Origin of the sequence: Nocardia abscessus (assembly GCF_015477775.1) — a bacterium.
In the GTDB taxonomy this organism is placed as follows: Bacteria; Actinomycetota; Actinomycetes; order Mycobacteriales; family Mycobacteriaceae; genus Nocardia; species Nocardia abscessus_A.
The window spans coordinates 27,896-50,856 of the sequence record NZ_JADLQO010000027.1 but is presented as its reverse complement, the minus strand read 5'-3'; the positions used below and the strand labels follow the sequence as shown (position 1 = coordinate 50,856).

Genomic DNA, 22,961 nt, shown 5'->3' with positions numbered 1-22,961 from the left:
GGGCGGGCCGGGTTCAGCCGAGCGTGGTGACCTCCAGGTCGCCGTCGGCGTACTGGCTGCGCAGCCGCTTCTTGTCGAACTTGCCCACGCTGGTCTTGGGAACCTCGGCGATGAACGTCCAGCGTTCCGGCAGCTGCCATTTCGCGAACTTGTCGGCCAGGAACTCGCGCAGGTCCTCGGGCTTCACCTCGGCGCCCTCGGCGAGCACGACCGCAACCAGCGGGCGCTCGTCCCACTTCTCGTCCGGCACGCCGATCACGGCGGCCTCGGCGACCGCGGGGTGTCCGATCACGGCGTTCTCCAGATCCACCGACGAGATCCACTCGCCGCCGGACTTGATCACGTCCTTGGAACGGTCCACCAGCGTGAGGTAGCCGTCCTGGCTGATCTTGCCCACGTCGCCGGTGCGCAGCCAGCCGTCGTCGAATTTCTCCGGATCGACCGCCGTGCCGTCCGGCGAGTAATAGGAGCCGGTGATCCACGGACCGCGCACTTCCAGCTCACCCAGCGACACTCCGTCGTTGGCGACGACGCTGCCGTCATCGGCCACCAGACGCGCCTGCACACCGGCCGGGAAGCGGCCCTGCGTCACCCGATAGGCCCACTTGTCCTCGTCGGTGAGCGCGGTGGCGGGCGGATGCGCGACGCTGCCAAGCGGCGAGGTCTCGGTCATGCCCCACGCGTGCAGCACCCGCACGCCGTGCTTGTCCTCGAAGGTGCGCATCATCGAGGGCGGGACGGCCGAGCCGCCCACCACGACCGCACGCAGGTGCGTGATGTCCTGCGGGTTGGCCGCCAGCCCGGCCAGCACGCCGCCCCAGATGGTGGGCACCGCGGCGGCGAAGCTGGGCTTCTGCGCGGCCATGCACTCGAGCAGCGGGCCCGGCTGCAAGAACCGGTCCGGCATCAGCAGATTCGACCCGGACATCAGCGCCGCGTACGGCAGGCCCCACGCGTTCGCGTGGAACAGCGGGACGATGGCCAGGATGGTGTCGGTGCCCAGCAGTCCCATCCCGTTGTTCGCGCCGACCTGCATGGCGTGCAGCCAGTTCGAGCGGTGCGAGTACACCACGCCCTTCGGGTCACCGGTGGTGCCGGAGGTGTAGCACATCGCCGCGGCGGAGCGCTCGTCGATCACCGGGAAGTCGTAGGTGTCCGGCTGCGCGCCGAGCAACTCGGTGTAGGAGTGCACCTGGATGCCCTCGGGCGCGGTGAGCGTCGCCGCGTCGCCATTGACCACGATGACGTGGCGGACGGTCGTCAGGTGCGGCAGGATCTGCCCGAACAGCGGCACCAGCGTGCCGTCCACCAGCACCACCTGGTCCTCGGCGTGATTCGCCACGTAGACGACCTGCTCGGGGAACAACCGGATGTTCAGCGCGTGCAGCACCGCGCCCATGGCGGGCACCGCGATGTAGGCGACCAGGTGCTCGTTGTTGTTCCACATGAACGTGCCGACCCGGTCGCCGACCCCGATGCCCAACGAGCGCAGCGCGTTCGCCAACCGCGCCGATTCGGCGCCGACCTCGCGGTAGGTCATGGTGCGCACGCCGGTCCCGGTCCAGGTGGACACGGTCGAATCGCCGGCGAACGTCGATGCGTAGCGCAGCAACGTCGCCAGCGACAACGGCTCGTCCTGCATAGTGCTCAACATCGGAACTCCTTTTTCTTCGGTGACTTCCCGTCAGAAAGCCAAGTCGGTTTCGGCCACCTTCGGGGTCTCCGACCCGATCCCCTCCAGCGACCCGAGCCTGCGGGTCGCTCGGGGATACAGAATCGGTTCGCCACTGGTGAGCACCGCGCACGACAGCGCGCGTTCGGGGTGGGGCCAGCCCATGTTTTCGGTGAAGCCGAGATGGCCTGAGGCGCGGCGGGGTTCGGAGCCGAACGGGCTGAGCGCCTTGCCGCCGGGCATGGGGCCGTACCCGGAGCACAAGTTCCTGCCGCGCGTCAGGTCGGGCACGGGTACGTGGAGGGCTGGATGCACAGCGCTGCGATGCAGCAGTCGCATGCGCTGCCGGATGCGCTCGGCACAGCCGGGACCGACGGTGACCTCGCCCGGTTCCACCTTCGTGGCGATCGACGCGACGGCGCTCGGATTCTCCGGGATGTGACTACGTCGGGCCAGGTCGGGCAGCTTCGCAAGGGTCGGTACACGCACCAGCATGGTTCAGCACGCACCGACCATGAGCCACATCACACCGGCGATGCTACCCAACGGTAGGCCGCCCCGGGCAAGGCCGACCGGGGAATCCGCTCGCCCCGATCCGAAGGCGGGCGCCCTCAGTTCCCCCTGGTCAGCTCGCTGCCGCGTCCCCGGTGCCGACGCCCCAGGTTCCGGCTATCCCCGGCACCGCGGCCTCGGTATGCGCCGGATAAGCGTGCACCACAGCCGTGTCCAGCTTGGGCATTACGTGGGTGAGCGTGTGCTGGGCCTCGTGGGCGACGCGATGCGCCTGCGCGAGCGTTATCGTCGGGGCGACATCCAGTTCGACGTCGGCGTGCAGGCGATGGCCGATCCACCGCATCCGCAGGCTGCGCACGCCCTGCACACCCGGCTCGGCGGCCAGCGCCCGCTCGGCCGCGGTGACCAGACCTGGCTCGACGGCGTCCATCAACCGGCGCAGCACGTCGCGCGCCGCGGTCCGCAACACCGCGAGAATCGCGACGGTGATCAGCAGTCCGACGATCGGGTCGGCGAGCGGGAACCCCAGCGCTACCCCACCGGCGCCGAGCAGGACGGCAAGCGAGGTGAACCCGTCGGTGCGCGCGTGCAGGCCGTCGGCGACCAGTGCCGCCGAGCCGATCCGCCGTCCCACCCGGATCCGGTACAGCGCGACCGTCTCGTTGCCCAGGAACCCGATCAACCCGGCCGCGGCAACCCAGCCCAGATGCTGGAGCGGCACCGGATCGAGCAACCTGCGCACCGCCTCGTACCCGGCGATCAGCGCCGACAGGGCGATCATCGCGACGACGAAAAGGCCGGCCAGGTCCTCGGCCCGGCCGAATCCGTAGGTGTAGCGCCGGGTCGCGGCCTTGCGCCCGAGGGCGAACGCGATCCACAGCGGTACGGCGGTCAGCGCGTCGGAGAAGTTGTGCACGGTGTCCGCGGCCAGGGCGACCGAGCCCGACGCGGCGACGATCACCAGTTGCAGCGCCGCGGTGCACCCGAGCACGACCAGGCTGATCTTGACCGCCCGGATCCCGACCGCGCTCGCCTCCAGCGCGTCGTCCATGCTGTCGGCGGCGTCGTGACTGTGCGGGACGAAGACCTCCCGCAGTGCGCCGACCAACCGCGACCGATGCCGGTGATGATGCCCGGCTTGGTGCTGATGATGGTGATGATGCCGGTGGGTCATGATGCACCCGCCCCGTCTCGCCTGTGCAGTTCGCGCACCGCGCCTACGCCGCGGTGATGTGCAGGCACACCCGGCCCCGCGTGTTCGGCGTTGTACACCGCGTCCACGACCAACTGCCGGACGTGCTCGTTCTCCAGGCGATAGAAGATCGTCGTCCCCGATCGGCGGGTGTTGACCAACCGCGCCATCCGCAGCTTCGCCAGATGCTGCGACACCGAAGGCGCGGGCTTGCCGACCTGCCCGGCCAGGTCGGTGACCGACAGTTCGCGGTCGACCAGCGCCCAGAGCACTTGCACCCGGGTCGGGTCGGCGAGCATGCGGAACACCTCGACAACCAGTCCGACCTGATCCTCCGCGAGCGGCGGCCGCAATTCCTGGCTATCTGCATTCATACGCAGATATTAGAACAGGCGACGGCCCCGTTCCAGTGCTCCGGGCCGATGTGCCGGCGGCACCCCCTGCGTTGCCGCCGACACACCGGTCGACCCCGAATTCGAACAGTCTTTGTCTTAGTCGAGTGTGGCGTCAGTGCGCCAGGCCCGCGGACCGATAACACCCGAATGAGACAAACCAATTCCGCAGGCACCGGCACGATTTCGGTCCATATTCGAGAGAACTGCCGTGACCAGTATGAATGCTGTGGCACCGCAGGGATGTTCACGCGCAGCTGTGCACACAGCTGCACGTGCACCACACCGGATCCGACGTCCCGGCAACCACGATCGCGCACTCGCGGACGGGCGCCACGCCGCTACGGTCGGGACATTGTGCACCGAGCGGCTCGCGTGCGCGGCAATCCTGTCCAGACTGTGACCTTCGGCCGCCCCCACCGGTTGGTCTTCGCGACGCCGGTGCACGCCGGCCCCCGCGTTCGCGTGACCGCCCACCGGCACCGACGAGCCGCTGACGACGCCCGGTTACTGTGAATCACGAGAACCTTCGAGCGACCCGCGGAGTAGACGACATGCCAGTGGATCGAATGCTGCCCACCCCCGAGGCCCGGGATCTACTGGAGCTGACCCGCGACATCGCCGACAAGCTGCTCGAACCGCGCGTGGCCGAATGCGAGAAGACCGGAACCTTTCCCGACGGCGTTTTTCCCGCGCTTGGCGCCGCCGGACTGCTCAGCCTGCCGTATCCGGAGGAATACGGCGGCGGCGCGCAGCCCTACGAGGTGTACCTGCAGGTGCTCGAGGAGCTCGCCGCCCGCTGGGCGGCCGTGGCCGTCGCCGTCAGCGTGCACAGCCTGTCGTGCCATCCGCTGTTCACCTTCGGCACCGAGGAGCAGAAGCAGCGCTGGCTGTCCGGCATGCTCTCCGGCGAGACCATCGGCGCCTACAGCCTGTCCGAGCCGCACGCCGGGTCCGACGCGGCCGCGCTGCGCTGCCGCGCCACGCCGGTGGAGGGCGGCTACCGGATCACCGGCGCCAAAGCCTGGATCACCAACGGCGGCCGCGCCGACTTCTACACCCTGTTCGCGCGCACCGGCGAGGGCTCCCGCGGCATCTCCTGCTTCCTGGTCCCCGGCGACACCGAGGGCCTCGGCTTCGGCAAACCCGAGGAGAAGATGGGCCTGCGCGCCGTGCCCACCACCACCGCCTCCTACGACGACGCGTTTTTGCCTGCCGAACGTCGCGTGGGCGCCGAGGGACAGGGCCTCGCGATCGCCTTCAGCGCCTTGGACTCCGGCCGCCTCGGCATCGCCGCGGTCGCCACCGGCCTGGCGCAGCGCGCCCTCGACGAGGCGGTCGCCTACGCCAAGGAGCGCGAGGCGTTCGGCCGCCACATCATCGACCACCAGGGGCTCGGCTTCGTCCTCGCCGACATGGCCGCGGCCGTCGACTCCGCGCGCGCCACCTACCTCGACGCCGCCCGCCGCCGCGACGCGGGGCTGCCGTACTCGCGCCAGGCCAGCGTGGCCAAACTCGTCGCCACCGACGCCGCCATGAAGGTCACCACCGACGCGGTCCAGGTCTTCGGCGGCTACGGCTACACCCAGGACTTCCCGGTCGAGCGCTACATGCGCGAGGCCAAGGTGATGCAGATCTTCGAGGGCACCAACCAGATCCAGCGCTTGGTCATCGCGCGTCAGCTCGCGGACAGCTGACGCCGCCGCGTGGCCGAAAATGCCGATTGAGTGACCGCGGATGTCTTCGGACCTGCGGATACTCTTCCGTACCCTCAAAGCATGACAACGCCGTCCATCATCATCATCGGAGCCGGATTCGGCGGGCTCGGCATGGCGCTGGAGCTGCGGCGGGCCGGGTTGGACAACTTCACCATCCTGGAGCGGGCCACCGACCTCGGCGGCGTCTGGCGGGAGAACACCTACCCCGGCGCGGCCTGTGACGTGCCCTCCCCGCTGTACTCCTGGTCCTACGAGCCGAAATCCGATTGGCCCCGGCGTTTCTCCGAACAGCGCGACATCCACGGGTACATGCAGGGCGTCGCCGACAAGCACGGCCTGCGGCGCTTCATCCGGTTCGGCACCGAGGTGCTCGACGCCGAGTTCGACGAGCGCACCGGCCAGTGGATCGTGCGCACCGCCGACGGTGCGCAACTGACCGCGGACATCCTCATCCCGGCGGTCGGCCAGCTCTCGCGCCCCGCGTTGCCCAACATTCCCGGCATCGACACCTTCACCGGTCCCGCGTTCCACTCCGCCGAGTGGAACCACGACGTCGACCTGACCGGCAAGCGCATCGCCTGCATCGGCACCGGAGCCAGCGCGATCCAGTACATCCCGCGTATACAGCCCGCCGCCGCCCATCTCACGCTGTTCCAGCGCTCCGCGGCCTGGGTGCTACCGAAGGCCGACGTCCAGTACAGCCCCCTGCACCACGCGCTGTTCAAGTACTTCCCGCCCAGCCGCCTCGCCGAGCGCTTCGCCATCTGGTCGTTCTTCGAGGTACTCGCCCTGGCTTTGACCGACATCCCGGGAATCAAGGCGCCGGTGATCGCGCTGGCCGACCGGCACCGGGCCAAGCAGATCCCCGACGCCGAGTTGCGCGCGAAACTGACGCCCGACTACGCGGCCGGATGCAAGCGCGGCCTGTTCTCCAACGAGTACTTCCCGGCGCTGGCGCAGCCGAACGTCACCGTGGAGACCACCGCCATCGAGGCGATCACCCCGACCGGGATCCGCACCGCCGACGGCGTCGAGCACGAGGTGGACGTCATCATCTACGGCACCGGCTTCAAGGGCACCGAGTTCCTCGCGCCGATGAACATCTACGGCCTCGGCGGGCGAAAGCTGGCCGACGTGTGGGCAGACGAAGGCGCCCGCGCCTACCTCGGCCTCTCCGTGCCTCAGTTCCCGAACCTGTTCATGATGTACGGCCCGAACACCAACGTCGGCTCCGGCTCGATCATCTACATGCTCGAATCCCAGGCCCGCTACATCCGCCAGGTCGTGCGGTACCTGACCGACCGCCCCGGCCGCTACCTCGCCGCCCGCGCCACCACCGAACAGCGCTGGGACGACTGGCTGCAGAACCGGTTGAAGGACACCCCCTGGAATTTCTGCTCCAGCTGGTACCGCAACGCCTCCGGCCGCATCACCAACAACTGGCCCGGCGCCACCGTCCTCTACCGCTGGAAGACAAGGTCTTTCGACCCCGCCGACTATGAGGAAGCCCAAGCGCCCGCACACTGACCGCACGCTCAGCCAGACCTCAGCTAGCCGACAGTAAACTGGCGTTGTCCGAGGTCGAGCGGAAGAGGTGCCCATGTCGTGGCTGATGATCGCCCTATTGCTTGTAGCGCTGATCGCCGCACTGGTGTGGCAGATACGACAGAGCAAACAGCGCGGAGCCCTCGCGCTGGCCGACGCTCTCGCCGACGCCCGGCAAGTGAACGAACGGCTGGGCGGTCAGGTCTACAGCCTCAGCGGTAGCAACGACGCCGCCGTCCAGGCGCTCGCCGACGCTTCCGAACGGCATATCGCGGCCGGTTCGCAACTGGATCAGGCCCGCACGCCCACCCAAGCGCGGCTGGCGAAGCAGACCGCACTGGAAGGGCTCTACTACATCAGGGCCGCCCGAACCGCGATGAACATGGACCCCGGTCCCGCGATCGCGGCCCTCGACGGCCAGGACACCGCGGGGCAGGTCACCGAGAAGCGCGTCGTGGAATACGAGGGCAGGCAGGTCGCGGCCGCGCCCGGCCCTTCGTCGTCGACACCGAACTACTATCCCGGCGGCCGAGTGGCCGGGCGCCCCGTCCCCGCGGGCTGGTACTCCGAGCCCTGGTGGAAGCCCGCGATGGTCGCAGGCGCCTGGGGCCTCGGCTCGGCCCTGCTGTTCACCTCCCTTTTCGCCGGAATGTCCGGAGTGGGCTACGACGCGCAAGGCTTCGAGAGCGGCTACGGCGAGGACTTCCAGGGCGGCCCGGCCGCGGACGGCGGCGGCTACGATCCCGGGTCCACCGAGGGTGGCGACTACTCCGGTGGCTTCGACGGCGGCGGCGGCTTCGACGGCGGCGGCTTCTGATCCCTCCGTGACGCCCCAACGACAGCGATGCGGACTCCGAGCCCGTTACCCGGTAGACTGCGAACGTCCCGGGCGGGCCCGAACCCACCCAGCAAGCCTTCGTAGCTCAGGGGATAGAGCACCGCTCTCCTAAAGCGGGTGTCGCAGGTTCGAATCCTGCCGAGGGCACAGTATCGACGCAGGTGCGGCTGTCTTCATTCCCTTGTCGCTAACCTCCGAACCCAGTCGCGGAGAAACCCCGACCGCGTCCGCAGAGCGGCGAGGTGCCGAGATCGGTTGCTATCGGTGGAAAGTGACGTCACAGGTCAACGTCCCGCACCTGCCCGGACGTGTCGGGGAACGCACTATCCGATCAGCGGATCTCGACCACCACTTTGCCGAGGGCGCGCCCCGCACCGACATGGGCCAGCGCGGCCGCGGTCTCGTCGAGCGGGAAGCTGCGGTCGATGTGGATATCGATCCGGCCCGCGACACACGACTCCGCGAGGGGTGTGAAGTGCGCGGGCCCTTCCTTCACCGCGAGGACCCCGAGCCTGCGGCCGGTAACCATCCCGGCGACCGCGCCGACCGTCGTCATCCGCAGCAACGCGCTTGTGGTGCCGCCGACGCAGCGGTACCGGCCGCCGCGGGCGACCGACCTGCGATAGGCGAAGACCGACCGGTGGGCGACGAGGTCGAGTACCCGGTCGTACGGTCCGGTTCGGGTGAAGTCCTCTGCGCGATAGTCGATGACCTCGTCGGCGCCGAGCGTGCGCATGAACGCCAGTTTGGCGGCGTTGTCCACCCCGGTCACATGCGCCCCGGCACTCTTGGCCAACTGGATCGCGAACGCTCCCGAGCCCCCGCCCGCACCGTTGATCAACACCGACATACCGGCTGCGATACCGGCCGTGCCCTGCAGTGCGATCGCCCCCGCCTGCGGCAGGGTCGACGCCTCGGCGAAGCTCAGCGCCGCCGGTTTGTGGGCCAGCGCTGATTCGGGAGCCACCGCGTATTCCGCGAATCCGCCCTTGAGCATGAGATTGTCGCCGTAGACCTCGTCACCCGGTGCGAACAGAGTGACCTCGGAGCCGACCGCCTCGACCCGCCCGGCGATATCGGATCCGAGAACCGGGCGTCTCGGTGCCCGGAGCCCGCCGATGCGCGAATACAGCGGTGTCCCCAGCAGGGTCTCCCAGTCAGAGAGGTTGATCGACGTAGCGTGCACCTGGACGAGCACCTCTTTCGGCCCAGGGGAAGGCACCGGGACCTCCGCGATCGACAGCACGTCGGGACCGCCGTAGCGGTCGTACACGACGGCCCTCATGCGATTCCAGCGCTAGGGATCGAGCGACAGCCTGGCACACGGCGAAGTGTAGTCGGCGACCTGTCCCACGACCCGCGAACGGTGCGTCAGCCTTCCGCGCAACACGCCGAACCCGATCCCGCACAGAAATATCGACGAAAGTCGACCGGCCACAGCACATACCGGTCAGCCGCCTCGGTCCGCGGTGGACATCCGATCTCACACCGCAGTTTGATTCCATGTCATACCAGGGGATTACGCGGAACGAGATTCCGACCGATAGCTTCGGGGTATCGAACTCGGCGCCCCGCTCCGACATCGACCGGCCGGCGTCATCGGCGGACGGAGGTGGCGTCTCCGACTCAGCTCTCAGGAAGATCTATGACGACACCTGCCTTGGTCCCCGAGTCATCTCCACGGTCACCGCGGCGCGGCGCTGACGGTGACTACGCCCGTCTGTTGCGCCGGATCTCCGACGCGGGGCTGATGAACCGGCGTCCCGTCTACTACGCCGTCCGCCTCGGCCTCGTCGGGGTCGCGTTTGCAGCCGGCTGGGCGGCGTTCGTCCTCATCGGCGATTCGTGGTGGACGCTGCTGGTCGCGGGGTTCATGGCCGTGACGTTCGCGCAAATCGCACTCGTCATGCACGATGTCGCACACCGCCAAGTCTTCCGGTTACGGCGGCGGACGGAGCTCGTGGGACGACTCGTCGGCAACGCGGGCATCGGCCTGGGCTACGGCTGGTGGCAGGACAAGCACACCCGGCATCACGCCAACCCGAACCACGAGGAACTCGACCCCGATGTCGCGCCCGACATTCTGGTCTGGTCACAACAGCAGGCACGGTCCAGCCGCGGTCTGGCTCGTCTCATCGGGAGGGCGCAGGCGTTCCTGTTCTTCCCCCTTCTGTTGCTGGAGGGCCTGAACCTCCATGTGGCCGGCGTACGCGCGCTCAGAAATCGATCGGTCAAACACCGTGGATTGGAGGGCGCACTGCTGTTCGGCCACTTCGCCGCCTACCTGGCCGCCCTGTTCGCGGTTCTGCCCGCGGACAAAGCGTTCGCGTTCCTTGCTGTCCACCAGGGCCTCTTCGGCCTGTACATGGGCTGCATCTTCGCCCCGAACCACAAGGGCATGCCAACCCTGACCGGCGACGAACGCCCCGACTACCTCCGTCGCCAGGTGCTGACCTCCCGCAACGTGCGGGGTGGCGCGTTGACCGACTTCGCGCTCGGCGGGCTCAACTATCAGATCGAGCACCATTTGTTTCCGAGCATGCCGACGCCGAACCTGCGTCACGCCCAGGTGATCGTCCGCGACTACTGCACCGAAATCGGCGTGCCCTACCACGAAACCGGGCTGATCTCCTCTTACCGCGAGGCGCTGAGACACCTGCACCACGTCGGCGCACCCCTGCGCGCTCCCGATGCCGAAGTGTCACAACGCAGTCGTTGAACACAAGCTGCACATCACGACGCCCCTGACACACCGGGGCGTCGGCAGCTGGGGTATCTGGATAGCCTTCGGTGGGCGGGGTCCGGATTTCCTCGATCGCGAACCACCCGCTCCGGATCATTCTCGGGGAACAGGCCAGCCCCTCATACCACTGGACGGCAGCGCGGCGACTATGGGTACTGCCCGCGGCTGCGCTGCCTGTGTTCGGGAATGTGCACCTGGCAGTCGCTGCCGCGGATGGTTCTGGGGCGGTAACTTCCTACGAAGAAGACCATCACGAAGCCGCCGCGACCGGACTCGGTGCCGGTGATGGTTGCCGCCTCGGCATCACCAAGCACGTACGGCAAGGACCATCCGACATACCGGTTCATCGTGACCGCCCAGCGCGACGGTTCTGACAGCGATCACCAACCGAACCGAAAACACTCCGCCCCTGGCAATTACGATGCACCCCCAGGAGATGAGCAGGGATCAGGTGGCTTTAGACATCGTCGTACAGGACATCAACCATGCCGAGATGCACCGCTTCGGTGACGATGCTAACGAAACGCTGTTCAGACTATGCGCCGCGCAGCCCGAAACCAGTTTGGTACGGGGTATCTACCGATGCGGCGACACCATGTTCAACCGGTACCAGCTCGGCTTGATCCTGGATCAGATCGAGGGGATCGAGGTACGGACCGATGCCGAGCGGCAGGCTGTCGATCTGCTGAGGCGCGCGGCGTCGATCGCGCTTCGCGCCAACGGATATCTCCTGTTCGTCGGCGACTGACGGGTAAGACTGGTCAGATATCGGGCGAACATGCGGCGTGGGCAAAGGATCGCATTGCGCCAGCAGCGGGGCGACATACCCGCCATGGCAAGCGGCCCGGCAATCTGACGGCACAACTACTCGTTCCCGAGGTCCGTTCCATCCAACCCAGCTTCTCTCAGGATGCGTGCCAGGGTGTCGTCGTCCACCGGGCGCTCCGGAGGCTCCGACTCCGAGATCGGGTTTTCCCTTGCCGCCGGGAGCAGCTCGTCGTAACCGGGGTCGCCGGGATAGAACTCCTCGAAGCCGCTGTAGTAGACGCCGTCCTCGGTCCGGCCGCGCAATGGGACGAGAATCGTCTCGCCGTCCTCGGCGAGCATCGGCGGGCTGGTGTCATCCGAAAACGCGGTCAAAGTAATCCTTCAGCTGGTTCGCGAGTCGACGGTCGCCGAGGGCGAAATCGCGAAGCTGTTTCGGGCCGTGCAGCCACGCCGTGAACGCCTCGCCGAACGCTTCGGACGGTTTGTCGAAGTAATTGTTCCACTTCCCGCTCTTGCCGATGGACTGGAGCATCGCCGCGTGCAGGTCACGCCACTCCTTCGCGTCGCTCAGCCATTTCCCACCGGTGCCGTACGCCGCGTCGACCGCATGCCCGAACTCGTGCCAGACCACGTTGAAGCTGCCGCTGCGTCCGCCGGAGTTGATCACGATCCGCCGCGGACCGCCCATGTAAACGCCTCCCACGGTGTTCCAGCTGGTGCCGGGTTTGCGGCCGTACGGGGTGCTGCCGGCCAGGCTCTCGGTGCCGGGCAACTCGAGCAGCGGCCGGTTTCCGATGACGATTCCGCCACCGGGAACGGCGTTCATGTGCTCGCTGACCCTGGCGTAGATGTGGCTGGGCACGCGGGCGAGATCCTGGACCATCCGCAGGGTCTCGGGCGTCCGGTCGATGATGTTCACGAATGCGCCGCCGTCGGCTGGCGGATACGCGACGACGAACTCGAACGCGTCCCCGAGCCGCACACTGTCGCCCGGATGCAGCATGACCTTCGTACCGGGGTTGATCTCCTTGCCGTTGACATAGGTGTGGTTCGTCGATCCCTCGTCGCGAATCCAAACGCGACCGGACGGATAGGTGCCGATGCTGGCGTGCCGACGGGATATCTCGTGGACGCGGGACAGACCGTCGGGCAGCTCCGCGCTGTCCCGCCCGAGCAGGACGGGTTCGCCACCGCGCGCCAGATCGAGCGACACGTCGCCGTGTGGGTTATTGAGTTTCACCGCCAGTGGACGCGGCATCGCTTCGTGGTGGCCATCCGCGAAACTCGCGGCGCCGACCCAGTCGCCGAAGCGAACCCGATCACCCGGCCTGAGCTGCACCGGCCCCCGATTCGGATCGACCTTGACGTTGTCGACCCACGTTCCCCGCGTGGAGTGTTCGTCGCGCACCCACACGGTTCCGTACTCGTCGCGGTAGATCGTGGCGTGGCGGCGGGATACCGAAAGATCGGTCAGCTGATTTCGCATCGGGGAGTCGTCTCCGCGGCCGATCACGATCTCTTCGCCGCGCCGCAGCGTCAACGGAGGCATGCTCTCGTCGTCGGACAACCGCAGTCGCAGCGGCGCTTCCTCACCCGACTGGAATCGCGTGGACACCTCGCCGAAAGTCACCTTGTCACCCGGGGCCAGGTACCGTTTCTCGCCCGCCGGGATGACCTCGTCGTTGATCTTCACCGGGTTCCAGCTGTCGTGGACCGGATCGAGCACCCAGACCGCGCCGTCCGGATCGCGCCCGACCGTGACCTGCCGACCCGGCCTTCCGATCACCATCGCATGACCGTTGAGTTCACCGATGTCGACGGAGATCTCCCTGCCCGGTTCCAGGCGCATCGGAAGTTTGCGCTTGAACGGTTCGAAGTGCAGTTCGGCCGGCGGGAGCTGTTGTCGCACCTCGCCGCCGAGGCGGGCGGTCCCGACGTAATCGGGACCGATTCCTATGTTGTCGCCTTCGGTCAGCGTCACTCGCTGGTTCGGCGCGATCTTGTCTCCATTGATCCATATCCCCTCCGATCCCGGATGGTCACGGATCCACAGCCTGCCGTCGTGGTCCAAGCCGAGCGTCGCGTGTCGCTCGCCGACACCGGAGACCTGACGCAACTGGGCGGCGAAAGGCGAGCTTTCGTCGGTGCCGATCACGACCGTCTGTCCCGGTGCGAGCCGCACCGGCGTCGCGTCTGTCCCGCTGCCGATACGCACGCGCACCGGGCTGGTGTCCATCGGCGCGTCCGTCGGGACGAATTGCGCCTCGCTGTCGTACCAGCCGAGGCGCAATTCGTCGCCCGGCTCCAGTATCCGGCGCTCTCCGTTGCCGAGCCGATCGCCGTTCACTCGGGTGCCATTGGTGGAATCGCTGTCCCGGATCCAGACCCGGCCGTTTTCGTCCATGCCGACGGTGGCGTGGCGTCGCGAGATACTGTCGCGCCCAGGTGCTTCGGGGTGCACCATCTCGCGGCCGATCCCGATCTCCCGTCCGCGATGAAGCGTCAGAGCGGGTCCGTCGTCGCCGAACAACCGCACTTCGGCCATCTGACGCTGGAAGGTGACCCCGACTTCGAAATCCCGGCTGAGCATGAGGTCTTGGCCGTCGTAGAGGCGCACCCAGCGCCCGCCGGTCATCTGTTTGCCGTCGACGAAGGTGCCGTTCATCGAGTGCTCGTCTCGAATCAGCACATGGCCTTGATCGTCCACCATGATGGTCGCGTGGCGGCGGGAGACCTTGTCGGTGGCCATGTGGTCCAACAGCGCGCCATCGCCGCGGCCGAGCACGTACTCCTGCCCCGGGATCAGCCGCAGCGGAAGCCGCGCGTCGTCCGGGCCGGTCAAAATCACGTCGACGTAGCCGCCGTCGGGGTGGCGGTAGAACTGGGTGAATCCGGCAGGAGCATCCGCCGCGAGCATGTATCCGTCCTGGCTCGCCGCTTGCTCGTGTAGACCGACGCGCGGCTGTGGCCGTGTCGGCGGGCCGTCATAGGTCGGTTCGTCGGGCCGGACGCGGGGCGCCTGGCCTTCGTGCGTTGCCGGCGTCTTTTCCGCCGCCGACTGCCGCCCGTCCGGATCCGCCTCATCGACCGGAACCCGCGGCCTCGACTCGTCCCGCCCGGGCCGCTGCCCATTCGAGGCCGGCTCGTCGACCGGGACTCGCGGCGTCGGCTCCTTTTGCCGCGCAGCCGGAACATCCACATCCCGCGGCAGCGGTGGCGGCTGGTCCCGGCGACCGCGTGGCACGACCGCCGAACCGTTGACGTCGCCGCGTGGTGCCGGGGGCCGACCGTCGCGCTGATGTTCGTCGATCCGGGGCGGCCGGTCTTGTCGTGGCGTGAACGACACCGCCCGGCCGTCACCGGTGATTCCCGGCGTCGCGCCGGGTGACGGCGGTGACACGGGAGGCACCACCCCACGGCCGGCGCCGCCGCCCTCCGCGGCATGACCCTCCAACGTGGTCATCCGCTGCAGCATGCCGTCATACCAGTCCCGGTAGCCCGCGGCGGAGAACACCGGGCTCAGTTGTTCGACACGCTGCCGCATCTCCTGCAACTCGGGGCGAGTGAGAGTGTGGTCCTTCCACAAGATCTCGTCATTGTCTCCGTAGCGCAGGAAGTTCTCCGCGAAAGGCCCGACGACATACTGGGCGTCAGCGAAGTTCTCGAATGCACGGCTGTGGTCTATTCCCCACACGTTCCCGTCCGGGTCGACCATCCAGTTGTCGCCATTACGGTCGGGTATGCGTATCAATACGTCCATGACGCCCTGGCGCATTCCGGCAGGTCCGCTGAGGACGTCCTGCGGGTACGAACGTCGCGGATACGCCTCCGCCGCCACCTGGCCGGGCACCACTTCCATGTAGACGTGGTCGCCGATGACATGCACCGCGGGCACCCGTGCGCCCACCGCGTCACCGACCAGCGAACTGAGGAATTCCGCGTGCGCGTGCCGCGGATCGGAGACCACCTTGTGGATCACCTCGGTGCCGTCGTGGAAGACGAGCCGCTCCACTACTTTCGCCGAGTGACCTTCGGTGCTGAATCGCTCGATCACCTCCACTCGCGGTGGTTCACCGGAGTTCAACAGGTCGTTGACACGCAAAGCGAAGTCACGGTGGCGCAAGCCTATTCGAGGTCCGTCGCTCTCTCCACGGAACGCGTTGCGGCCTGCCGTGTGGACCCGGAGCGCACTACCGGCCGCACCGACGAAGCCGCTACCGAAGCCGGTTATGGCGGATTCGCGAACCATCTTGAACAGGTCGCCGAGGCTGTGGATCTCACCGATGTGGATGAACACAGAGGGCACCGCGCCGGCCAGACCGCCCGCCAGACCGCCCGCGCCGCCGATCAACATCGTGCCGCCGAGATGCGCGGCGAGCCGACCGGAGCGACTGACCGCTCTGCCGCCTGTCAGGCCGAGCACGCGCGGCGCCAGTCTGCGGCCGACCTCCGCGCCCGCCACGCCGCCGACCACACCACCGGCGAGCATCTCCAGGAAAGCGCCCACGTCGAACTCGTCGCGCACGCCGTCCGCCAGGTCCCACAGCTGCGCGCCGCCACTGATCGCCGCACTGGTCAGCAAGCCGATCTTCGCCGCGTGGACGGCGGTGTGCAGCCCGGCCCGCTGCGCCGCGCCCGCGACCGCCCGCTCACCCACCTCGGCGGCGAGTCTCGCTGCCGCGGCGGCCATCGCCCGCTCGGCCTCGATCCGGTCGATCAACGCCTTGGCGCCGCCGCCTTGGAAGAACAGCAGCGCGTCGTAGGCCAACTGGGCGGCCAGGGCGATCCCCATGGCAACCAGCAGATGCTGCGTTTGCACACTGGAATCGGCGACGTCGTGGCACTGCTTGCCCAGGCTCTGACACACCGCAGCCTGATCACGCATCGACTTCGCGACGACACGGTGACGCTCGGTCAGAGCCGCCGACGTGGCGCCTTGAACGGCTTGCTCGGTGCGCGCGGCCTCGGCCTCGTATCGGTCTGCCGAGTTGTTCAATTCGCCGCCGGCCACCAGATACGCGTCCCCGTTACGACGCATTCCGTCGACGTCGGTCTCGGGCCAGTGACCGAGGACCAGTTCCCGCACAGCCGACGGCAACTCGGCCAGCAAACTGCTCGCTTCCATCGCAGCTTGCCTCCCGGCACCCTCATACCTGCTGCGAGAACTATCTAGACATAACGGACGACTTCCACTATTCCCAACAGTGAAAATAGTTCGGCCGGAGTCCGAGCACTGATCCGCGGCCACCGCGGCAGAGTTTCCGAAAGGTTGAAACTGCGACTATTTCGGCGCCACAAGTACTCGAAAGACGTCTCTCCAGCACCGATACCGGACCGGTCCGCTAGCCCACACTTTCTGGGGCACGAGGGAATGCACCCCCTCTCGAATGTGCTCATACGACTGGCATCTCACCGCAGCCGGGAACCCGACCGGTGGTTCCGCGACAATGTGATGCGACGCGTAGGGAGAAGGTGTGGGCGAAGCGTTTTCGGTCGACCCGGATCAGCTGCGGGCTCATGCACCGCAGTTCGATCTGATCGGGGCAGATGTGGCGGCTACCGTGCGGAAACTGCGCAGCGCCCTGGCCGAGGAAGGCGAACCGTGGGGCAACGACGACGCCGGTCGCGCGTTCGCCGAATCCTACGTTCCCGAACACAAGCAGACGATGGCCGACCTGAACAGCCTCGTCGAGGCGCTCCAGCAGGCCGGCACCGATCTGCGCCACCTCGCGGAGAACTTCGAGAACCAGGACCGAGCCATCGGTCAGCGCGTCCGCGAGGCCGGGAACGCGATCCAGAGCGATTCGACGTCACTCCCGGTGGGCGACAACGCCGCTCTCACACACCGTCTCGGCCCGAGTGTCACGGACGTCCCCACCGTCGCTCAGCCATTCACAGGGGCTCCCCTGCCCACAGCGGCCGCCACTGCGGTGCCGCCGACGCAACAAACTCGCGCCGCAGCGCCACCGGGACATCAGTCACCGAGCTCGTCGGCCGGGCCCGACCGCACCCCGGCGACACCCGGGGACGGGTCCGCCGCCGGGCAGCAGCCCAGCCGGACGGATAGTCCATCCGGTCCCGACCACCGCGGCACCGAGCAGCCGGGCCTACCCGGCCCCGGCGTGAACCCGGCTCGTCAGGCGGATGCCGCACTCACCCGCCCCGCTCCGGACAGCCGCCCGTCATCACCGTGGACGAAGGCTACGGCCGCGACGACTCCAACCACCGCGACGAAGCAAGCAGGCACGGCCAAGCAAGCTGCCGCCGCGGCGCCGAGCACACCATGGTCCAATCCCTCCGCAGCTCGACCGCCGCGCATCTCCGCCCCGGACGCGGGCACCCCCGGTTCGCCGCCGCGCATGCCCGCCCGACCCTCGGTCCGACCGGACCAGAAAGACGAGAAACAAAACCAGAAGGTGGAGGGCTCCGGCGAGTCGATCGCAGCCCGCCTCGCCCGGGAACTCGCCGAGCGCCACGGCGTACGCGCCTTCGGCTTCGACATCCCGGACGTGGCGGTGGAGGTATTGATCGAGATCGTCGCCGCGGTGGACGACGTGCTGCCGCGATACCCGCAGATCGCTCTGCGCGCCATCGGTATCGAGCAACTGGCGGACGGCGAAATGACTCTGCTGGAATGGGATTCGACCACGGTGCCCGCTGAATCGGGCGATCTCACCGCCGCCGAAGACGCTCCCTCGGGGAAGCGTTCCCCGAGTGTGGCCGACCAGATGCTGTCCACCGCGCGTATCGTGCTGGCGGTACGCGCCGCGACCGACCCGGCGCAATTGGCGCGGACCGTGACCGCAGCCGAAAACGCGGGCCTGCTCGCATCGGGATGCGCACAGCGGCCGGTGTATTCGTCGATCGTGCGGGAACTCGGCAGAGCGCTCGACGGAGCAGGCGGCTTCCGCGCTCGCCCCGCCGCGCAACGAGCACTGCTCACGGCGTATCTGCCTCAACTGAGCCCGGAGGACAAGGGATCGTTGAATCGCACGGTGTCCGGCTTCCAGGAATGGCGGTCGCAATTGAGCGGCCGCAGCTTCGATCGCGGGCGGTTCGACCCCTCCGCCGCTCTGGCCGAGGCATTCACCGACGTGGTCTTGAACGCCGCGCAAGCCGCACCGCCCGCGCAGGTGCTGCACCGCCTGTTGGTCACCACCGCGAACTCCCCCACACCCGCGTCCCCCACGCCCCCATAGCCGCCGCATCGTGCAGAGCCTCGGTATGCGACGCCATAGTCCAGCTCGGAAGGTGAATTCTGTTGCGGCGCCGGGATACTGTGGGCGGTATGCGGTGGGTGGTTGCGGTCGGGCTGGTACTGCTGCTGGGTGGATGCGCGCAGGTCACAGCCGGAAAGCCGCAGCCGGTGGCGGGGTCGTCACAGAACGGGGCGGGGCCGCCGCAGGCCGGAGCGCCGGAGAAGGATAGGGATCTGACGGATCGAATCGAGTGGGTTCGGCGAGGTTCGCCGGTCGATCTCGCCGGCTTCCACTCGGTCCGGATCGACGGCGGCCCGGTGACCGATCTGCGGGGCGATATCGCGTTCGTCAGCCCGACCCACAAGATAAGCTGCATCACCGGCGTCGAGTTCGACTTCGACGGGTTCGACTGCCTGGTCGAGCTGAAAGAACCGGCACCCGCGCCGGGTGAGGGCTACGGCCAGTGGTTCGGCGGGTACGTGACCTACTCCGGACAGCGATTGACGGTGGGCCAATTCCGGGGCGACCCAGGACTTTTCATCAACGGCGAGGGTCAGACATTGCCGTACGACAGCACCCTCACCTTCGGCGACTACCTCTGCCGCCTCGCGACGACCGGCCTCACCTGCGTGAATCCCGCCCAGCGCACAGGCGTACAGCTGAGCAGCGAAGGCGTCGTTCCGCTCGGTTGCCTGCGCGAACTACCGGCAGCGGAGCGCGAACCGGCCGTCGGCCGCGCTTACGCCTGCTGAGCCGGAGCACTCGAAACGATGTGCCTCGAGAGGGGCGCATCCAAAAGCACTCGTCCGGAAACGCGAACGGCGCCGCTCCCGAAGGAGCGGCGCCGTTACCAGCGATTCAGCGAATCACTTGATGATCTTCGTGACGCGACCGGCGCCGACGGTGCGGCCACCCTCGCGGATCGCGAAGCGCAGACCCTCGTCCATGGCGACCGGCTGGATCAGCTTGACGAGCATCTCGGTGTTGTCACCGGGCATGACCATCTCGGTGCCCTCGGGCAGGGTCACAACGCCCGTCACGTCAGTCGTACGGAAGTAGAACTGCGGACGGTAGTTGTTGAAGAACGGGGTGTGGCGGCCACCCTCGTCCTTCGACAGGATGTACGCCTGGCCCTCGAACTCGGTGTGCGGGGTGGTGGTGCCCGGCTTCACGACGACCTGGCCGCGCTCCACGTCCTCACGCTTGATACCACGAACCAGCAGACCGACGTTGTCGCCCGCCTGGCCCTGGTCGAGCAGCTTGCGGAACATCTCGATACCGGTGACCGTGGTCTTGGTCTTGTCCGGACGGATGCCGACGATCTCGACTTCCTCGTTCACGTTGATCACGCCACGCTCGACGCGACCGGTGACGACGGTGCCACGACCGGTGATGGTGAACACGTCCTCGACCGGCATCAGGAACGGCTTGTCGGTCTCACGAACCGGGTCCGGAATGGACTCGTCGACCGCGGCCATCAGCTCCAGCACCGACTCCGACCACTTCGGGTCACCCTCGAGCGCCTTCAGACCGGAGACCCGCACGACCGGCGCGTCCTCGTCGAACTCCTGGGAGGCCAGCAGCTCGCGGACCTCCATCTCGACGAGCTCGAGGATCTCCTCGTCGTCGACCATGTCGGCCTTGTTCAGCGCGACCAGGATGTAGGGCACGCCGACCTGACGGGCGAGCAGCACGTGCTCACGGGTCTGCGGCATCGGGCCGTCGGTGGCGGCGACCACGAGGATGGCGCCGTCCATCTGCGCCGCACCGGTGATCATGTTCTTGATGTAGTCGGCGTGACCCGGCGCGTCGACGTGCGCGTAGTGGCGCTTCTCCGTCTGGTATTCGACGTGGGAGATGTTGATCGTGATACCACGAGCCTTCTCCTCCGGCGCCTTGTCGATCTGATCGAACGCGAAGCTCTCGTTCAGATCCGGGTACTTGTCAGCCAGCACCTTGGTGATCGCCGCGGTCAGCGTGGTCTTGCCGTGGTCGACGTGACCGATGGTGCCGATGTTGACGTGCGGCTTCGTCCGCTCGAACTTCGCCTTCGCCACTTTTTTGTCCTCCTGGACTTGTTGGTGCGTGCAGTTGCAGCAGTGCGGTTACTTGAAAGGGGTCGTACTGACGCCCGGCTGTCGGGGCAAGTGTGGCACTCGCCCCGACGGTCTCACTCGCCGGTCGCCTTGGCGATGATCTCCTTCGACACGTTGGCCGGAACCTCCGCGTACGAGTCGAACACCATGGAGTAGTTCGCCCGGCCCTGGGTCTTCGACCGCAGGTCGCCGATGTAACCGAACATCTCCGAGAGCGGAACCAGCGCCTTGACGACACGGGCACCACTGCGTTCCTCCATGGCCTGGATCTGACCACGGCGGGAGTTCAGGTCGCCGATCACATCGCCCATGTAGTCCTCGGGCGTGGTGACCTCGACCGCCATCAGCGGCTCGAGGATCACCGGACCGGCCTTGCGAGCCGCTTCCTTGAGCGCCTGCGCGCCCGCGATCTTGAACGCCATTTCCGACGAGTCGACGTCGTGGTAGGCGCCGTCGAGCAGCGTGACCTTCATGTTGACCAGCGGGTAGCCGGCGAGCACACCGTACTGCATGGCGTCCTGGGCACCGGCGTCGACCGAAGGGATGTACTCCTTCGGCACGCGGCCACCGGTGACCTTGTTCTCGAACTCGTAGTGCGCGCCGTCCTCGCCGACGAACGGCTCGAGGGCGATGATCACCTTCGCGAACTGGCCGGAACCACCGGTCTGCTTCTTGTGCGTGAACTCGAGCTTCTCGACCCGCTTGGTGATCGTCTCGCGGTAGGCCACCTGCGGCTTACCGACGTTCGCCTCGACCTTGAACTCGCGCCTCATGCGGTCGACCAGGATGTCGAGGTGCAGCTCGCCCATACCGCCGATGACCGTCTGGCCGGTCTCCTGATCGAGCTTGACCGAGAAGGTCGGGTCCTCTTCCGAGAGACGCTGGATCGCGGTGCCCAGCTTCTCCTGGTCGGACTTGGTCTTCGGCTCGATGGAGACCTCGATGACCGGGTCCGGGAAGGTCATGGACTCGAGCACGATCTGGTTCTGCGGATCGCACAGGGTGTCACCGGTGGTGGTGTCCTTGAGGCCGATGACCGCGTAGATGTGGCCCGCCGAGGCGGCGCCGACCGGGTTCTCCTTGTTGGAGTGCATCTGGAACAGCTTGCCCAGACGCTCCTTCTTGCCCTTGGTCGAGTTGATGACCTGGGCGCCGGAGTCGACCTTGCCGGAGTACACGCGGACGTAGGTCAGCTTGCCGAAGAACGGGTGCACCGCGATCTTGAACGCCAGGGCCGCGAAGGGCTCGTCGGCGCTCGGCTTGCGGGTGAGCAGCTCCTCTTCCTTGCCGGGCACGTGGCCGGTGGTGGCCTCCACGTCCAGCGGCGAGGGCAGGTAGTCGATGACCGCGTCCAGCATGGGCTGCACGCCCTTGTTCTTGAACGCCGAACCACACAGCACGGGGTAGAGCTCGGAGGTCACCGTCAGCTTGCGGATGGCGCCCTTGATCTCATCGATGGTCAGCTCTTCGCCGCCGAAGAACTTCTCCAGCAGCGCCTCGTCCGACTCGGCGACGGTCTCCAGCAGTTCCTGGCGGTACTGCTCGGCCTTCTCCTTCAGGTCGTCCGGGATCTCGACGACCTCGTACTGCTCACCGAGCTTGGTCTCGCCACGCCACACCTTGGCGTTGTTCTCGACCAGGTCGATGATGCCCTCGAAGGTGTCCTCCGCGCCGATCGGCAGCTGGATGACCAGCGGCTTGGCGCCGAGGCGGTCCTTGATGGTCTGCACGGTGAAGTAGAAGTCCGCACCGAGCTTGTCCATCTTGTTGACGAAGCAGATCCGCGGCACGTCGTACTTGTCCGCCTGACGCCACACCTGCTCGGACTGCGGCTCGACGCCTTCCTTGCCGTCGAACACCGCGACGGCGCCATCGAGCACGCGCAGCGACCGCTCCACCTCCACGGTGAAGTCGACGTGCCCGGGGGTGTCGATGATGTTGATCTGGTTGTCTTTCCAGAAGCACGTGGTAGCCGCGGAGGTGATGGTGATACCACGCTCCTGCTCCTGCTCCATCCAGTCCATCGTGGCAGCGCCGTCGTGGACCTCACCGATCTTGTACGTGATGCCGGTGTAGAAGAGGATGCGTTCAGTTGTGGTCGTCTTGCCCGCATCGATGTGGGCCATGATGCCGATGTTGCGGACCTTGTTCAGGTCGGTGAGCACGTCCTGTGCCACGGAAATCTTCCCCGCTCGTAGCTAGTTGGGATTATCGGGGACGACCCTGTGGTCGCCTCTATGTCAACGCCGGAAGCGGCCGGTGAGTGCCGCGTTCCGGCTGTGCCT

General features: G+C 67.3%; 16 protein-coding genes and 1 tRNA gene. 8 read left to right on the top strand and 9 right to left on the bottom strand.

Going from position 1 to position 22,961, the window contains the following annotated elements; translation table 11 throughout:
* Positions 1-13: 13 nt before the first annotated feature.
* From IU450_RS37475 to IU450_RS37460, 4 genes are all read right to left on the bottom strand, one after another.
* Positions 14-1,654, bottom strand: a complete 1,641-nt coding sequence (locus IU450_RS37475; RefSeq protein WP_195154460.1) for a long-chain fatty acid--CoA ligase — start codon at positions 1,652-1,654, stop codon at positions 14-16.
* Positions 1,655-1,684: 30 nt separating this feature from the next.
* Positions 1,685-2,161, bottom strand: a complete 477-nt coding sequence (locus IU450_RS37470) for a hypothetical protein (RefSeq protein ID WP_195154459.1) — start codon at positions 2,159-2,161, stop codon at positions 1,685-1,687.
* Between the two features lie 136 nt (positions 2,162-2,297).
* A complete protein-coding gene (locus tag IU450_RS37465; RefSeq protein ID WP_195154458.1) occupies positions 2,298-3,359 on the bottom strand; it encodes a cation diffusion facilitator family transporter in 1,062 nt (353 codons plus the stop codon).
* Complete coding sequence (locus tag IU450_RS37460; protein WP_195154457.1) at positions 3,356-3,751, bottom strand: ArsR/SmtB family transcription factor; 396 nt, start codon at positions 3,749-3,751, stop codon at positions 3,356-3,358. Before IU450_RS37460 ends, IU450_RS37465 begins: the two co-directional genes overlap by 4 nt.
* Positions 3,752-4,323: 572 nt before the next feature.
* Here IU450_RS37460 and IU450_RS37455 point away from each other — a divergent pair.
* From IU450_RS37455 to IU450_RS37440, 4 genes are all read left to right on the top strand, one after another.
* Positions 4,324-5,466 (top strand): acyl-CoA dehydrogenase family protein, encoded by a 1,143-nt coding sequence (locus IU450_RS37455; RefSeq protein WP_195154456.1) that lies wholly within the window; start codon positions 4,324-4,326, stop codon positions 5,464-5,466.
* Between the two features lie 81 nt (positions 5,467-5,547).
* The gene (locus IU450_RS37450; protein ID WP_195069019.1) at positions 5,548-7,014 is read left to right on the top strand and encodes a flavin-containing monooxygenase; all 1,467 of its coding nucleotides are present in this window, start codon (positions 5,548-5,550) and stop codon (positions 7,012-7,014) included.
* A gap of 73 nt (positions 7,015-7,087) precedes the next feature.
* A complete protein-coding gene (locus IU450_RS37445; RefSeq protein ID WP_228835674.1) occupies positions 7,088-7,849 on the top strand; it encodes a DUF1542 domain-containing protein in 762 nt (253 codons plus the stop codon).
* A gap of 95 nt (positions 7,850-7,944) precedes the next feature.
* Positions 7,945-8,017: transfer RNA gene (locus IU450_RS37440), tRNA-Arg, on the top strand.
* A gap of 184 nt (positions 8,018-8,201) precedes the next feature.
* Here the strand turns inward: IU450_RS37440 and IU450_RS37435 are convergent.
* Positions 8,202-9,155, bottom strand: coding sequence for an NAD(P)-dependent alcohol dehydrogenase (locus IU450_RS37435; protein WP_195154455.1), 954 nt, complete (start codon positions 9,153-9,155; stop codon positions 8,202-8,204).
* 360 nt (positions 9,156-9,515) lie between these two features.
* Between IU450_RS37435 and IU450_RS37430 the strand changes: the two genes are divergently transcribed.
* Positions 9,516-10,589, top strand: coding sequence for a fatty acid desaturase family protein (locus IU450_RS37430; RefSeq protein WP_195154454.1), 1,074 nt, complete (start codon positions 9,516-9,518; stop codon positions 10,587-10,589).
* A 460-nt stretch (positions 10,590-11,049) separates the two neighbouring features.
* Entirely contained in the window at positions 11,050-11,361 is a 312-nt protein-coding gene (locus IU450_RS37425) for a hypothetical protein (RefSeq protein ID WP_195154453.1), read from the top strand.
* A gap of 116 nt (positions 11,362-11,477) precedes the next feature.
* Here the strand turns inward: IU450_RS37425 and IU450_RS37420 are convergent, their stop codons facing one another.
* Positions 11,478-11,753 carry a hypothetical protein gene (locus tag IU450_RS37420; protein WP_195154452.1) on the bottom strand — a complete coding sequence of 92 codons (276 nt, stop codon included), beginning with the start codon at positions 11,751-11,753 and terminating at the stop codon, positions 11,478-11,480.
* Positions 11,734-16,506, bottom strand: a complete 4,773-nt coding sequence (locus IU450_RS37415; protein ID WP_195154451.1) for an FHA domain-containing protein — start codon at positions 16,504-16,506, stop codon at positions 11,734-11,736. Before IU450_RS37415 ends, IU450_RS37420 begins: the two co-directional genes overlap by 20 nt.
* Before the next feature lie 349 nt (positions 16,507-16,855).
* Between IU450_RS37415 and IU450_RS37410 the strand changes: the two genes are divergently transcribed.
* Both IU450_RS37410 and IU450_RS37405 read left to right on the top strand, forming a co-directional pair.
* Positions 16,856-18,580 (top strand): WXG100 family type VII secretion target, encoded by a 1,725-nt coding sequence (locus tag IU450_RS37410; protein WP_195154450.1) that lies wholly within the window; start codon positions 16,856-16,858, stop codon positions 18,578-18,580.
* Between the two features lie 89 nt (positions 18,581-18,669).
* Positions 18,670-19,332, top strand: coding sequence for a hypothetical protein (locus IU450_RS37405; RefSeq protein WP_195154449.1), 663 nt, complete (start codon positions 18,670-18,672; stop codon positions 19,330-19,332).
* A 114-nt stretch (positions 19,333-19,446) separates the two neighbouring features.
* Here the strand turns inward: IU450_RS37405 and tuf are convergent, their stop codons facing one another.
* Together tuf and fusA are read right to left on the bottom strand one after the other, a co-directional pair.
* On the bottom strand, positions 19,447-20,637 hold the full coding sequence (gene tuf, locus IU450_RS37400; protein ID WP_043698828.1) for an elongation factor Tu: 1,191 nt from the start codon (positions 20,635-20,637) through the stop codon (positions 19,447-19,449).
* A 113-nt stretch (positions 20,638-20,750) separates the two neighbouring features.
* A complete protein-coding gene (gene fusA / locus IU450_RS37395; RefSeq protein ID WP_195154448.1) occupies positions 20,751-22,853 on the bottom strand; it encodes an elongation factor G in 2,103 nt (700 codons plus the stop codon).
* Positions 22,854-22,961 lie beyond the last annotated feature (108 nt).